The 14,378-nt window shown below is 67.2% G+C and carries 9 protein-coding genes and 2 pseudogenes; 7 read left to right on the top strand and 4 right to left on the bottom strand.

The annotated features are described in order from the left end of the window. The first annotated feature begins 40 nt into the window (after positions 1 to 40). Positions 41 to 1,384 (top strand): Cmx/CmrA family chloramphenicol efflux MFS transporter, encoded by a 1,344-nt coding sequence (locus K2224_RS16715; protein WP_313904777.1) that lies wholly within the window; start codon positions 41 to 43, stop codon positions 1,382 to 1,384. Between the two features lie 278 nt (positions 1,385 to 1,662). Here K2224_RS16715 and K2224_RS16710 read toward each other — a convergent pair whose 3' ends face one another. The 3 genes and pseudogenes from K2224_RS16710 to K2224_RS41685 all read right to left on the bottom strand — a co-directional run bounded on the left by K2224_RS16710 (position 1,663) and on the right by K2224_RS41685 (position 4,548). Beyond that, the gene (locus K2224_RS16710; protein ID WP_221907296.1) at positions 1,663 to 2,058 is read right to left on the bottom strand and encodes a DUF3592 domain-containing protein; all 396 of its coding nucleotides are present in this window, start codon (positions 2,056 to 2,058) and stop codon (positions 1,663 to 1,665) included. Positions 2,059 to 2,332: 274 nt separating this feature from the next. Then, positions 2,333 to 2,848: pseudogene (locus K2224_RS16705) on the bottom strand (transposase); the annotation flags it as partial. Positions 2,849 to 4,284: 1,436 nt separating this feature from the next. After that, on the bottom strand, positions 4,285 to 4,548 hold the full coding sequence (locus K2224_RS41685) for a DUF6343 family protein (protein WP_221907295.1): 264 nt from the start codon (positions 4,546 to 4,548) through the stop codon (positions 4,285 to 4,287). Between the two features lie 473 nt (positions 4,549 to 5,021). Here K2224_RS41685 and K2224_RS16695 point away from each other — a divergent pair, with 473 nt between their 5' ends. After that, positions 5,022 to 5,525 (top strand): nucleotidyltransferase domain-containing protein, encoded by a 504-nt coding sequence (locus tag K2224_RS16695; RefSeq protein ID WP_260692695.1) that lies wholly within the window; start codon positions 5,022 to 5,024, stop codon positions 5,523 to 5,525. Positions 5,526 to 5,735: 210 nt separating this feature from the next. Here the strand turns inward: K2224_RS16695 and K2224_RS16690 are convergent, their stop codons facing one another. Continuing rightward, the gene (locus tag K2224_RS16690) at positions 5,736 to 7,301 is read right to left on the bottom strand and encodes a Na+/H+ antiporter (RefSeq protein WP_221907294.1); all 1,566 of its coding nucleotides are present in this window, start codon (positions 7,299 to 7,301) and stop codon (positions 5,736 to 5,738) included. Positions 7,302 to 7,564: 263 nt separating this feature from the next. On the opposite strand from K2224_RS16690, the pseudogene K2224_RS41390 reads away from it, so the two are divergent. The 5 genes and pseudogenes from K2224_RS41390 to kdpB form a co-directional block, all read left to right on the top strand. Further along, a pseudogene (locus tag K2224_RS41390) lies at positions 7,565 to 7,764 on the top strand (hypothetical protein); the annotation flags it as partial. A 195-nt stretch (positions 7,765 to 7,959) separates the two neighbouring features. Then, complete coding sequence (locus K2224_RS16685) at positions 7,960 to 9,852, top strand: APC family permease (RefSeq protein WP_260692694.1); 1,893 nt, start codon at positions 7,960 to 7,962, stop codon at positions 9,850 to 9,852. A gap of 596 nt (positions 9,853 to 10,448) precedes the next feature. Then, the gene (kdpF, locus tag K2224_RS16680) at positions 10,449 to 10,538 is read left to right on the top strand and encodes a K(+)-transporting ATPase subunit F (RefSeq protein WP_221907292.1); all 90 of its coding nucleotides are present in this window, start codon (positions 10,449 to 10,451) and stop codon (positions 10,536 to 10,538) included. Between the two features lie 9 nt (positions 10,539 to 10,547). Further along, complete coding sequence (gene kdpA, locus K2224_RS16675; RefSeq protein WP_221907291.1) at positions 10,548 to 12,212, top strand: potassium-transporting ATPase subunit KdpA; 1,665 nt, start codon at positions 10,548 to 10,550, stop codon at positions 12,210 to 12,212. After that, on the top strand, positions 12,209 to 14,374 hold the full coding sequence (gene kdpB, locus K2224_RS16670) for a potassium-transporting ATPase subunit KdpB (RefSeq protein ID WP_221907290.1): 2,166 nt from the start codon (positions 12,209 to 12,211) through the stop codon (positions 14,372 to 14,374). Before kdpA ends, kdpB begins: the two co-directional genes overlap by 4 nt. The last annotated feature ends 4 nt before the right edge of the window (positions 14,375 to 14,378 follow it).

Here is a 14,378-nt window from a genome sequence, read left to right as displayed (position 1 = left end):
GGGCTGGGCTTGACCCTTCGCCGAGGCGCGGCCGGTCCCGGTGCACTCGCCCACCGACCCCGTACTGCTGCCGGGCACTCCCTTGGTGCCCCTCCCGGAGGCGAAGCCCGTCGGCAGCAGTCGGTTCCCCTCCAGATCCCCTCTCCGCCCGTGGAGCTTCATCGTGCCCATTGCCCTGTTCGTCCTGGGTCTTACGATCTTTGGCTTAGGTACCACCGAATTCATGATCGCCGGGTTGCTCCCGGAGATGGCCGACGCCTTCGACGTCTCCATCCCCACCGCGGGCATCCTGATCTCCGCCTTCGCCGTGGGCGCCGCCATCGGGGCGCCGGCGGTGGCGCTGGTCTCCGCGCGACTGCCCAGGAAGGCCACACTCGTTGCGATCCTCATCGTGTTCCTGGCCGGACAGACCATGGCAGCCACCGCGCAGAGCTACCAGGTCCTGCTGGTCGCCCGGGTGGTCACCGCCGTGGTCCAGAGCGCCTTCTTCGGCATCGGCGCCGTGGTTGCGGCGGACCTGGTGCCGCCGTCCAAACGGGCCAGAGCCATCGCGGTCATGTTCGGCGGGCTCACCATCTCGACCATCGCGGGCGTCCCGCTCGGCGCCTTCCTCGGGCAGCACTGGGGCTGGCGCTCGCCGTTCTGGGTGGTCAACGGGCTGGCCCTCATCGGCCTCATCGGTGTCATCACCTTGGTGCCCTCCCACAAGTCCAAGCAGGAGGCCGGCGTCCGCAAGGAGCTGTCGGCCTTCCGGAGCGGCCGGGTGTGGCTGGGGCTGGTCACCACAGCTCTCAGCCAGGCCGCGCTCTTCGGCTGCTACTCCTACATCACGCCGCTGCTCACCGACATCACGGGCTTCTCCTCGGCCGTCGTTCCCGTGCTGCTGGTCCTCTTCGGCGTGGGCACCTTCTGCGGCAGCGTGTTGGGCGGCCGGTTCGCCGACCGGAACCTGATGCGGACCCTGTGGATCGGCATGGTGTTGCTCGCCACGAGCCTCGCCCTGTTCTCCGCCACGGCGCACAACAAGGTGCTCATGACGGGCACGGTCATCGTCTTCGGCATCGCCGGCTTCCTCATCAACCCCGGCCTGCAGACCCGGGTCCTCAACGAGGCCAAGGGCGCCGCGACGCTGGCGAGCGCCGGCAACATCTCCGCCTTCAACATCGGCAACGCGGCGGGCCCATGGGTGGCCGGCCTGGCGATCAGCGGCGGCCACGGCTACCTGTCGCCCAGCTGGGTCGGACTGGTCTTCGCCCTCGGCGCCCTGGCCACGGCCCTGGTCGGGACAGCCGCCGACGCCGCGGAACGGCGCCGCGGCAGCGCGGCGCCCGGGTGCATGGACGAAGAGATCCCGTTGACCGCTCCGGCGGGCACCGCCCGCTGACGCCGCCTGATGGCCGATCGGAACTGACCGTGAAGGGGACACCCGGGCTGCGGGGACGGCGACTTCACGGCCACTGATCTGCGGCCCGGCGTGGTCACGATCGAGTGGCCGGGATCGGCCGACGCGCTCGGTCACCAGGCCGTACACCAGGCATTCATGCGCGCGCCCGGACACGGCGACACCGTTCCTTCGAGCGCCACGGCTCAGGGCGTGTCCGATGGGTCCCGTGACGGGTCTGGCGGTGGATCCGTCAGTGAGAACGAGGAGGGAGAACAAGCTCAGCGCGTGAGCAGGCACCCAGCCGCGACGCCGAGGAAAATCACGGCTCCGAAGAACAGGCCGACGATCCGATGTAGGCGGTACTTCCGGGTGAATACCCGTGCGCTTTTCGGCCTTTCGGGCAGGTAGGCGACCGGTACATGGGTTCCGAGGGCCAGCCCCGTCCCCGTGGTGGGGGGCCGGAACCTGACGGGTCGGCCCTGCCGGTCGGTGAACTCGATGACGGGCGTCGAATAATCGTCCGCTGACGTGTGCTCCTGGTCCACCACCACCCCCTCGGCGTGCAGCCCGTAGCGGCTCAGCCGTATCTGCATCCGTGCCTCCCGGGCACTGGCCCACAGACTCACCAGGCCCGCCAATACGGCCAGCCCGATACCGATCGTTTCACCTGTCATCCGTCCCCTGCTTTCCCCGCGCAGCACCCGCCCGGCACGGGCCGCGCATCAAGGGGACGCGGCACGCGGCCCGACGGTTCACGAAGGTGCGCGAGCATACCGGCTCCTCGGGCTCACGTGGTCGTGGCGAGGGGGCACGTAGGGCCGATATCCGCCTTCGCCGCCAGGCAGGCGACTGGCGCCCCTGATGAGCCTTCGCTGCGTCGAGCCAGTCAACTGACCAGGCGCGGCGGGCCCGTTGCCCCATCGGACAGCCCCTGACTAAGAAGTCGTCTCATTCGGTGAGTCTGCGGTAGCAGATGAGGGTGCAGGCGGTGGCGGTGAGGGTGAGGAAGTGTTCGGCCTTGCGCTCGTAGCGGTGGTGCAGGCGGCGGCAGCCGGCGAGTCAGGACATGGTGCGCTCGATCGTCGAGCGGTGTCGGCCCGGTCGGGTGGAGGGCTCGGTGCCTCTGCGGGCGATGCGGTGTCGGATGCCTCGCCCGCGGAGCCATCGACGCGGGTCGTCGTAGTCGTATCCCTTGTCCGCATGGAGCTTGGCGGGCCGTCGTCGGCGCGGTCCTCGTCGCGAGCGGATCGGTGGGATGCCCCGGACGGGGGTGCTTGAGTGCCCGACTGTCGTGCAGGTTCGCGTTGGAGATGCCGATGGATGGGGGTAAACCGGTCCGCTCAGTGCTCAAGTGGTTCCTCGACCCTTGCTTGCCCCGGTCGACGGGGTTCGGACCGGTCAGCTCCCCCCTTTCAGGGCCCGCATGTTCACCGAGTCGATGGCGCAGCGCGACCAGTTCAGGACCCGACGTCTCGGCTCTCTGCCCCTTCGACAGCGCCTCCTGAAGAGCGGTGTCCGTCTCGTGGTAAGCCCGCGCCGTCGCTTCCAGACCCTCGTGAAGTGCCACCTGGGTCTTGATGATCTGGCCGATACCGTAATCCCATGAGTCCCTGAAGTCGGACGCATTCTCATCAATGTCCGCATTGCCAAGGTCGTTGACGCCTGCCTGCTGCAGACTCCGTGACGCGTGTCCCATGGACTCCGCACTCTGCAGCAGCTTCCGGGACAGTGACCCCAGCCCGTCCACATCAGCCTGAAATCCGTCAGAAATCGCCATCAACTATCCCATTGGCGTGCCCATATGACACAGACCGAGCCGACTTTACCTTACCATTACCATTTCGTTGCCAGTGGAACGGGCCCCATAAAGCGGTCGGCTGGACCGTGGCAACCCGCGCATTCGCTCGCCGGACTTCCGCGGAGGCGGGCGCCGAGTTCAGTCCTCACGCCAGTCAAACACCTCGCATCGCGCTGACACTGTGACGATGGTCTCCCGGATCGTCAATGCCGCGTCAAAGTAGGCAGGTTGAAACAGGAATGCAGCCAAGCGAGTGTCCGCATCGGCCACCACAGTTGAGCCATGCAGCTGTCGGCGGTTGCGTCCTGGGAAGTGGTGTACGGGTTCGGCCTGGCCCGGGGGTTGCTCCTGCTCAGGTCTGGTCTGCATCGCGTGAACAAACCGCTCGTTCTGCCATTCGAGGCTCCGCCAGCATTCGGGCGACTTTGCCCACCCACAACTCCTCGATGAGGAATGGCCGCCGTCCCATACCGGTCACGCAGCACCGCCGGATGCTCCCTCGAGCACGCGGTGAGGAACCGTCGGCGTGCCTATCTCGCGTGGCGCGTGGTGAAGGGGCAATGTGGCCGTCTCCGGCGGCGAGTTAGGAGCGAACCGCTCAAACCGTCGCGCGCGAGCACGACGGACTTCACAATGCCGCTCTGGGTCCAGGATCGATGGACGGATCCAGAAGCGGTTATCGACCGGCCTGACAACGCGCTGGAGGAAGCGAACTGGCTCGTGACTGCCCTCATGCATGAGCGGGGCTATGCAACCAGGGCGAAAGAAGAGCAAGTTGGAGGCAATTCCCCCTGCGCAAGCCTGTGTGCTTGCGCAGTACGGTGCGACCCACGAGATCGTCGTCCGCAATCGGCGGCAGCAGGTCACCACAACGAGCTGCGGGGCGCGATAGCAAGTTCGACTCGGGTGGGTGCCCCGATCGAGACGGGCCGTACGTCCTGACAAGAACTCGGCACGGCTGCTGACGGTGGACACTGGGAATCCGACGCTCGCGGACAGGCGGAGCTTCCTGGGTGCGGTGGCGTTCCGTGACTGTCTTCGGCGGGGCTTGTGCCGCCGTTGTCCTCAGGCCCGGGCAGTCGTGCAGGTCTGGCATGGGCGACTAGCGTGATGCCTTTGTGTTCCTGTCGTTGCGGCAGCGTCGCAGCACGACGAACAATTCCACGGCCGCAAGGCCGGCAAGGACGCCGCAGGCCACGGTCAGGACCAGGCGCACCGTGAGGGTGGGATTCGCTCGGGACACTCCGATTGCGAAGCGAAGGGTTGCGGTGGTGAAGACCACCAGTGCGACGGATGCCAGGATGAGCCTCAGCCGTAGGGGGCTCCGTGCAGTGCCCGCTTCGACCCCTGTACGTGGGCGCTTCATGGCTGTTCACCTCCGGCGGTGGGGAATGTACCCCAACACTTCGCTCAGGGTTGGGAGTCGGCTCGTCCGGGCCTGCCGTGACGTGGACACCCGCCCTTTCACCTGCGTACGGACAGGGCGCATACGGCTTCCACCCTCGGCCGTGATCGTGGTGAGGTTCCGTACGGGCTTCGAAGCTCGATGACGGGCTGTGCTTTTGCCCGTGCTCGCGGACGTGCCCGCGTGGGGACATGCGGGCATTCGGCGGAACTGAGGCTGCTGCGAGAATAGCCGGAAGGTTGGGCGGCGTTTGTTCCGACATGCGAAAAGCTTGTGTGACGGGTTGGAGATCCGGCGTCGTACGGTGCCACGCGTTGTCCCGGCGGTTAGAAGCCGTTGTCGTATCGATCGCGAGGCTTGTCGGTCGAACGGGTGAGCCTGGACGCCCGGGTATCTCGGTGGCGACAGATGGTCTGCGCTGCCAGAGTGCGGTCGTGCTGAATGAATCCGATGTACTCGAAGTGCTGGACCTACTCAAAAGCGCAGGGGCAGCAGCCTGGGTGGACGGCGGCTGGGGTGTGGACGCCCTCATCGGAGAGGTGACCCGAACCCATGCGGATCTCGATCTGGTCGTCTTGCTGGACCAACTCGACGTAGCGCGGGATGCGCTGTTCGAAGCCGGGTTCACGCAGGTGTTGCGGGACTGGCTCCCCACGGCGCTGGCCATTGCGGACAGCGCAGGCCGGGAGATCGACCTGCACCCTGTCCTCGGCTCTTCCGAAGGCGGAGAGCAGTTTCTCCCGGACGGTGAACGCTTCCACTATCCAGCACCGGTAACCGGGACCATCGGCGGGCGCCGGGTCCCGTGTGTCGACGCGGCGACGCAGGTACGTTGCCACCTCGGCTACGAGCCCACGGACAAGGACCGACAGGACATGGCACGGCTACACGCCAGCACAGGAGTTGAGCTTCCCCTGGATTACATGCCTACGCCTTGAACGGTTGTTGTTCCGGTTTTGAGCGGTTTTGCTAGCGCGAGAGTCTCGATTGGGTGACTGCGGTGGCTGCCGGCCATGAGAACAGGGCCTTTTGGTAACTCGAAGGGTGTCTACGCCAGAAAGGCTCGGCAGCAGCGCCTGAAGCCGTCGCCGCTGCCGAGCCTCACTGCACCCCAACAGCTCCCGCGTTGGTTATGGCGGATGACGCGGTCACCCGGTGAGGCCGGCTTCTTCGAGATCGAGTGCGCGCTGAAGGTGACGTCGGGTGGTGTTGCTGATCTTGTTGTTCTCGTAGAGGTGTTGCAGTTCGGCGGTTTCGATGGCGATCAGTGCCCGGCGTATCTCGCCGTAGGCGTCGGCGGGGCGGTTAACTGAGTCGTCGGTGTCCGGGGCGCTATCGGCGTCTGCTTGGTGCAGGCGGGCTTCGAGGTGGCGGCGTACGTGTTTGAGCACGGTCTCGGAGGCGGCGTCGGCTTCTTCGTACCGGTCCAGCTCGGCCAGAGCGGCGCTTGCCAGGTGGCGACGGGCCTGGGCTTCCTCGCGGGCCGTGTGCTGCGGCTCCAGGGCGATGCCCGAGCGGCGGACGACCGAGGTGAGGGTGAAGCCCTGGACGACAAGGGTCAGGGCGATGGTGCCGGTGGTGAGGGTGAGGATCAGCGCCCGGTGCGGCAGCGGAGCACCGGCGTGGGTGGTCAGGGGGATGGACAGCGCGGCGGCCAGAGGCATCACCCCGCGGGTACCGGCCCAGGACAGCACGGCCGGGACTCGCCAGGAGATGCGGTTGTTGCCGCGCCGGTACTGCATCAGTGCGGAGAGCGGGAAGACCCACAGCAACCGGATGGCCAAGACGGTGAAGGCGACGGCCGGGACCCATAGCGGCCACCCGCGCTCGTCGGTGGCCAGCTGGCGGACCAGGGTCGGCAACTGAAGGCCGATGATCGCGAAGACGACGCTCTCCAGAAGAAAGACGACCGTGCCGTAGACGGCGTGGACCTGGAGGCGGATGTGGGCCGTGGAGAGTCGGTGGCCGGTGCTGCCCAAGACGACACCGGCGACCACGACGGCGGTCACCCCGGAAGTGTGCAGGTCCTCGGCCAGGACGTAGGACGCGTAGGGGGTGACCAGCGCGATGACGGTCTCCAGCACCGGGTCTTCCGTGCGCCTGCGGATGAGCATCACCACCCCGGCAACTCCAGCGCCGATCAGGGCTCCGCCGCCGCCGAGCAAAACGAACTGCCCGGCGGCCGACGGTATGGACACCGCCCCGGCGGCCACCGCGGTCCCCACGGCGACCTTGAACAGCACCAATGAGGTGGCGTCGTTGAACAGGCTCTCGGCCTGCACCATCGACTGCACCCGCGGCGGCAGCGCCAGGCGACGTCCGAGCGCGGTGACTGCCACCGGGTCGGTGCTGGCCAGGACGGCACCCAGTACGAACGCCGTCGCCGTGGTGAGCGGGGTCAGAGCCGAGGCGATCATTCCCACGGCAACCGCCGAAGCCAGAACGAGCCCGAAGACAAGGATGGTCACCGGGCGCCACACCGCGCGCAGCTCCCTGCCGGATATCTCCTCGGCCGAGGCGTACAGCAGCGGAGGGAGGACGAGGACACTGATCACCTGCGGTGCGACGTGGATGTCCGGTACCCATGGCAGCAGGCCCACGGCCAGTCCGGCGATGACCAGGAGGGATGGGGCGGGCAAGCTCCAGTGACGGGCGCCTGTGGCAACGGCGGTGGCCAGGACCACGAGCAGAAGAACAATGGTCAGGCCCGTCATGAGAGCATCCCTTGTCGGCAGTGATGTGCGATCTTTTCGCCGACCAGACTTCCCGGCACTCCTGCCAGGAACTTTATCGGATTTTAACGGCCCGCAGTCGGGATTTTGTCATGCGCACCTTCTGAACGGGTGAGCGGCGCCCTGTCGCCTCCCACACGCTGCTGTGGTTGCCGGACGACATGACCAGCAACCCGAGAACTGCATCGCCATGCCGAGCACGGCGGAGTGGCAGCCCCCGTCCAGATGGATTCTGCTGACCACAGGCCCTCGCCCTGGGAACCGACCCCGGCGGCAACGCCACCGCGATCGGCGCCTCCGCCAACGTCGTCGTCCTGGGCATCGCCGAACGCAACCGCCAGCCCATCGCCTTCTGGCAGTTCACCAAACACGGCCTCGTCATCACCACCGCCACCCTCGCCGTGTCCGTCGGCTACCTCTGGCTGCATACTTCGCCTTCGCCTGACCGCCCTCTTGGAGGTACTCGTGACGCCGCTGCTCTGCGGCTCACTTACGCCGTTCGAGCACACATTGGCGGCCCGGTGGGCGGGTGCCCCGTCCGGTGCGGTGCTTCGGCAGAGTACGGCTCGTACGATCCGGGCGTATGAGGGTCGCCTTCCCCAAACGGTTTTTGCTCGGTCGCCCCTTGAGGACGGCCCAGATGGGGGAGACGCTCCTGCCCAAGCGGCTGGCGCTGCCGGTCTTCTGCAGTGACCCTCTCTCCTCGGTCGCCTACGCCACGGAGGAGACGCTGCTCATCCTGGCGCTGGGCGGCACCATGTTGCTGCATCTGACGTGGTACATCGCCGCGGTCATCGTGGCCTTGCTGCTCGTGGTGATCGCCTCGTACCGGCAGACCTGCTACGCGTATCCCAACGGCGGTGGTGCCTACGTCGTGAGCTCCGAGAACCTCGGCGAGACCGCGGCGCTGACGGCGGCGAGCGCGCTGCTGGTGGACTACGTCCTGACCGTCTCGGTCTCGGTGGTCGCCGGAGTGGCCGCGATCACCTCGGCGGCACCGTCAATGGCTCCGTACGCGGTGCCGCTGTCGGTGGGCTTCGTGGTGCTGCTGGCACTGATGAACCTGCGGGGGATCAAGGAGTCGGGCCGGGCGTTCGCCATCCCGACCTACGGATTCGTGCTGGGCATCTACGTGATGTTCGTCGCGGCAGCGGCACGGCTCGCCTCCGGGCACACAATCCGTGCGGAATCCGCACACTGGCCCATCCACGCCACCGGAACATACACCGGACTGGCCCTCGTCCTCCTCGCGATGCGGTCGTTCGCCTCCGGGTGTACCGCGCTGACGGGCGTGGAGGCCATCAGCAACGGGGTGCCCGCCTTCACCAAGCCCAAGAGCCGCAACGCCGCCACCACCTTGCTGATCATGGGTGCGCTGTCGGTGTCCATGTTCATCGGCATCACCATCCTCGCGCTCGTCTACCACGTGCACGTGGCGCAGAGCCCGACCGAACTGGGACTGCCGCCGGACGCCGCACCACCGACCGCGCTGGCCCAGATCGCCAAGGCCAGCTTCGGCAGCGTCACGCCGCTCTTCTACTACGTGCAGGCGTTCACCGCCGGCATCCTGATCCTGGCCGCGAACACCGCGTTCAACGGCTTTCCGATGCTGGCGTCCATCCTGGCGCAGGACGGATACCTGCCACGCCAGTTGCACAACCGCGGCGACCGGCTGGTGTTCTCCAACGGCATCGTCCTGCTGGCCCTCGCCGCCATCGCCCTCATCGTCATCTTCGACGCCAACGTCTCGGCGATCATCCAGCTCTACATCGTGGGCGTCTTCGTCTCCTTCACCCTGTCGCAGACCGGCATGGTGCGGCACTGGCAGCGCGAACTGGAGACACCCAGCGAAGCCGTCGAACCGGCACGACGGAGGCACATCCGGCGCTCCCAGGCCATCAACGCCACCGGCGCGTTCTTCACCGGGGTCGTCCTCGTCATCGTCCTGATCACGAAGTTCACTCATGGCGCGTGGATCGTCACCATCGCGATGCCGCTGCTCTTCCTGGCGATGAAGGCGGTGCACCGCCATTACGAGAAAGTACGCGAGGAACTGCAGGTCCCTCCTGGCGCACGCCCCGAACCGCCGTCCCGCAACCATGCGATCGTGCTGGTCTCGAAGATCCACGCGCCCACTCTCCGCGCGGTCGGCTACGCCCGGTCCATCCGCCCGGACAGCGTGGAGGCGGTGACCTCCGGCATCGACGCGGCCGAGACGCAGTCGCTGTCCGCCGCGTGGGACGCCCATGAGATGGGAGTGCCGCTCACAGTTCTGGACTCCCCGTATCGGGAGGTCACCAGCCCCGTCCTGGAGTACATCCGCCGCCTGCACCGCGAAAGCCCCCGCGACGTCATCACCGTGATCATCCCCGAGTACATCGTCGGCCGCTGGTGGGAGCAGTTGCTGCACAACCAGAGCGCACTGCGGCTCAAGGCCCGCTTGCTGTTCATCCCCGGGGTCACCGTCACCAGCGTGCCGTACGTCCTGCGCTCGGCCCGCCCTACCCGCACCCCCTCCTCGCCGTCTACCTAGCCGCCTACTGCCCTGCAGCCGGCAAGGGGTGGCGTGGGGAGGGCACGAGCATGACCTCAAGCCGGTGAGGCGTGGGGCTGCGGCAGGGGCACGTGATGACCGGATAACGGCCACCAACCCGGTCAAGGAACTGCATGGACACGTACCCACCACAGTCCGGGCTCATGGACGCGTCCCATGCCGCTGCGGGTCGAAGAGGGCCCATGCCCGATCCCACTGCGTCGGAGCCGCGCTTGAGCTGATTGCGCCGCCACCGCCACTGCCACAGCCGGGCGTCCAAGGCCGCTCCCCTTCCGACAGCGCCGCAGACAGCATGATCTGTCGGTTCGCCACCCGCCGGAAGTGGCCTCGCGGGGGCTGTGTCAGGGGGGCCGCGCCGTGTCGCCCGACGGCGTTAGGAACGCGTCAATGTCGCGTTAGTGGCCGTAAGGAGCCCGTCAATGGTGGTCGAGAACGAGCCATCTTCGCGGTTCGCTCTCCTGGTCCGTTCAACCGAACCTCTTCTGAGGAGTTCACGTGGCCGATGTGGCTTTCGTGGTCGCCACGATCGCGGTGTTTGCGCTGGTGGCCCTTGTCGCCAGGGGGGTGACGAAGCTGTGACCGTCGAGAATCTGATCGGTCTGATCGTGGCCGTCGCCCTGCTGGGCTATCTCGTCCTCGCCCTTGTGTTCCCGGAGAGGTTCTGAGCCACAGACATGAGCCCCGTTCTTGCTGATGTGCTACAGGTCTCCGCGCTGATCGTCGCGCTGGCCCTGGTGCACCGCCCGCTCGGCGACTACATGGCCGCCGTCTACTCCTCCAAGAAGCACCTGCGCGTGGAGAAGTGGATCTACCGCAGTGTCGGTGCCAACCCGGATGCGGAGATGCGCTGGCCGGCGTACCTGCGCGGCGTCCTCATATTCTCCGCGGTCAGCGTGCTGTTCCTGTACCTGCTTCAGCGCGTGCAGGACAAGCTGCCGCTGTCGCTCGGCTTCAAGGCGATCACTGCGGACCAGGCGTTCAACACCGCCGCCTCGTTCGTCTCCAACACCAACTGGCAGTCGTACTCGGGTGAGGTGGCCATGGGCCATGTCACCCAGACCGCCGGTCTGGCGGTGCAGAACTTCGTCTCGGCCGCCGTCGGCATGGCCGTCGCCATCGCGCTCGTGCGCGGCTTCGCCCGTTCACGCAGTGGCGAGTTGGGCAACTTCTGGGCCGACCTGGTGCGCGGTACGGTCAGGGTCCTGATCCCGCTCGCCGCCGTCGCCGCGGTGATCCTGGTGGCGTGCGGTGCGATCCAGAACTTCGGCGACATCCACCACCTCACCACGCTCACCGGTGACGGGCAGTCCCTCAGTCCGGGTGCGGTGGCCTCCCAGGAGGCCATCAAGGACCTGGGCACCAACGGTGGCGGTTACTTCAACGCCAACTCCGCGCACCCCTTCGAGAATCCCAACGGGCTCTCGAACCTGCTGGAGATCTTCCTGCTGCTGGTGATCCCGTTCTCGTTGCCTCGGACCTTCGGCAGGATCGTCGGCTCGATCAAGCAGGGCTACGCGATCGTCGCGGCCATGGGCCTGATCTGGTTCGGTGCCGTGATTGCCGTGACGTGGCTGGAGTACGCGCACCCGGGCACCGCCTCGCAGCTCGCGGGCGGCGCGATGGAGGGCAAGGAGCAGCGGTTCGGCGAGGGGGCCTCGTCCCTCTTCTCCGTCTCCACGACGATGACCTCCACGGGGTCGGTCAACTCCTTCCACGACTCCTTCAGTGGTCTGTCCGGCGGTGTGCTGCTGCTGGGCATGATGCTCGGGGAGATCTCTCCCGGCGGTGTGGGGTCGGGCCTGTACGGCATGCTGGTGATGGCGATCATCGCGGTGTTCATCGCCGGCCTGATGGTCGGCCGGACGCCGGAGTACCTGGGCAAGAAGATCAGTACGCGTGAGATCAAGCTCGCCGCCTGCTACATCCTGATCACCCCGGCGCTGTGCCTGATCGGCACGGCTGTGGCGATCGCCCTGCCGGACGGCAAGGAAGCCATGACCAACATCGGTCCCCATGGCTTCTCCGAGGTGCTGTACGCCTACACCTCGGCCTCGAACAACAACGGTTCGGCCTTCGCCGGGTTCGGGGCCAACACGCCGTTCTTCAACACCACGCTCGGTCTGTGCATGCTGCTGGGCCGGTTCCTGCCGATGGTGTTCGTCCTGGCGCTGGCCGGCTCGCTCGCCGAGCAGCAGCCGGTCCCCGAGACCGCGGGCACCCTGCGTACCGAGAAGCCGCTCTTCACCGGGCTGCTGGTCGGCACGATCCTGATCATCACCGGTCTGACGTTCTTCCCGGCCCTCGCGCTGGGCCCGCTCGCGGAGGGACTGACGTCATGACCACCCGGACAGACCAGACACAGAAGCATGAGGACGACATGGCCGCCAGCTCAACGGGTTCCCCGACCCGGGCGCCGCACAGCGATGTGCCGACCGGCCACAAGGACGAAGGCCGGGTCGGCGCGGGTCTCTTCGAGCCCAAGCAGTTGCTGAAGTCGCTGCCGGACGCCTTCCGCAAGCTCGATCCCCGGGTGATGGTCAAGTCCCCGGTGATGTTCGTGGTGTTGATCGGCTCGGTGGTCACCACCGCACTGGCCGTCACGGATCCGGGTGACTGGTTCGGCTGGGCGATCGCCCTCTGGCTGTGGCTGACCACGATCTTCGCCAACCTGGCCGAGGCGGTCGCCGAGGGCCGCGGCAAGGCGCAGGCCGACACCCTGCGCAAGGCCAAGACCGACACCGTCGCCCGCCGCCTGAACGGCGACGCGGAGGAGCAGGTCCCCGGCACCGAGCTGCGCGTGGATGACCTCGTGGTCTGCGAGGCCGGCGACATCATCCCCGGCGACGGCGACGTCGTCGAGGGCGTCGCCTCCGTCGACGAATCCGCCATCACCGGTGAATCGGCGCCTGTCATCCGGGAGTCCGGCGGCGACCGCTGCGCCGTCACCGGCGGCACGAAGGTGCTCTCCGACCGCATCGTCATCAAGATCACGACGAAGCCCGGCGAGACCTTCATCGACCGGATGATCAACCTCGTCGAGGGCGCCGCCCGTCAGAAGACGCCCAACGAGATCGCGCTGAACATCCTCCTGGCGTCCCTGACCATCGTCTTCCTGCTGGCCGTCGTCACGCTCAAGCCGTTCGCCCTCTACGCGGGCGCCGACAAGCAGACCTCCATGATCGTGCTGACCGCCTTGCTGGTCTGCCTGATCCCCACGACGATCGGCGCACTGCTCTCGGCGATCGGCATCGCGGGCATGGACCGCCTGGTCCAGCGCAACGTCCTGGCCATGTCGGGACGGGCGGTCGAGGCCGCCGGCGACGTCTCGACGCTGCTGCTCGACAAGACCGGCACCATCACCCTCGGCAACCGCCAGGCCGCGGAGTTCGTGCCTGTGCGCGGGACGACGGAGGCCGAGGTGGCGGACGCCGCCCAGCTCTCCTCGCTGGCCGACGAGACCCCCGAGGGCCGCTCGATCGTCGTCCTGGCCAAGGAGAAGTACGGGCTGCGCGAGCGGCACCAGGGCGAACTGGTCGACGCCGAGTGGGTGCCGTTCACGGCACAGACCCGGATGAGCGGTGTCGACCTCGTCGAGGACGGGGTCAGCCGCAAGGTCCGCAAGGGCGCCACCGCTTCGGTGATCGCCTGGGTCCAGGAGCAGGGCGGCCGCGTGGCCGAGGACGCCGACCAGCTGGCCAAGCAGATATCCGAGGCCGGCGGCACGCCGCTGCTGGTGGCCGTCGAGGACGACAAGGGCGCCCGCATCCTGGGCGTCATCCACCTCAAGGACGTCGTCAAGGAGGGCATGCGCGAACGCTTCGACGAGCTGCGCCGCATGGGCATCAAGACGGTCATGATCACGGGTGACAACCCGCTGACCGCCAAGGCCATCGCCGAGGAGGCCGGCGTCGACGACTTCCTCGCCGAGGCCACGCCCGAGGACAAGATGGCCCTCATCAAGCGCGAGCAGGCCGGCGGCAAGCTCGTCGCGATGACCGGTGACGGGACGAACGACGCCCCGGCGCTGGCCCAGGCCGACGTGGGCGTGGCGATGAACACCGGCACGTCGGCCGCCAAGGAGGCCGGCAACATGGTCGACCTCGACTCCAACCCGACCAAGCTCATCGAGATCGTCGAGATCGGCAAGCAACTCCTCATCACCCGGGGTGCGTTGACGACGTTCTCGATCGCCAACGACGTCGCCAAGTACTTCGCGATCATCCCCGCGATGTTCTCGGTGGCCTACCCGGGTCTGGACAAGCTCAACATCATGGGCCTGGCCTCGTCCCAGTCGGCGATCCTGTCGGCGGTCATCTTCAACGCGCTGATCATCATCGCGCTGGTCCCGCTCGCCCTGAAGGGCGTGCAGTACCGGCCGATGAGCGCCGACAAGATGCTGCGGCGCAACCTCGCCCTCTACGGACTCGGCGGCCTCATCGCCCCGTTCATCGGCATCAAACTCATCGACCTGCTCATCTCTCTGATCCCCGGAATCGGGTGACCGC

The sequence above is a fragment of the Streptomyces sp. BHT-5-2 genome, from assembly GCF_019774615.1.
Taxonomy (GTDB): domain Bacteria; phylum Actinomycetota; class Actinomycetes; order Streptomycetales; family Streptomycetaceae; genus Streptomyces.
Note: the sequence above shows the minus strand (reverse complement) of the source record. Positions and strands in the feature narration are given on the sequence as shown.

What these genes read in the sequence shown, in the direction of transcription:
- K2224_RS16710 (WP_221907296.1), bottom strand. Translation starts at nt 2,058, where the DNA reads ATGACAGGTGAAACGATCGGTATCGGGCTGGCCGTATTGGCGGGCCTG.
- K2224_RS41685 (WP_221907295.1), bottom strand. Translation starts at nt 4,548, where the DNA reads ATGAAGCGCCCACGTACAGGGGTCGAAGCGGGCACTGCACGGAGCCCC.
- kdpA (WP_221907291.1), top strand. Translation starts at nt 10,548, where the DNA reads ATGAGCCCCGTTCTTGCTGATGTGCTACAGGTCTCCGCGCTGATCGTC.
- K2224_RS16685 (WP_260692694.1), top strand. Translation starts at nt 7,960, where the DNA reads ATGGGGGAGACGCTCCTGCCCAAGCGGCTGGCGCTGCCGGTCTTCTGC.
- K2224_RS16690 (WP_221907294.1), bottom strand. Translation starts at nt 7,301, where the DNA reads ATGACGGGCCTGACCATTGTTCTTCTGCTCGTGGTCCTGGCCACCGCC.
- kdpB (WP_221907290.1), top strand. Translation starts at nt 12,209, where the DNA reads ATGACCACCCGGACAGACCAGACACAGAAGCATGAGGACGACATGGCC.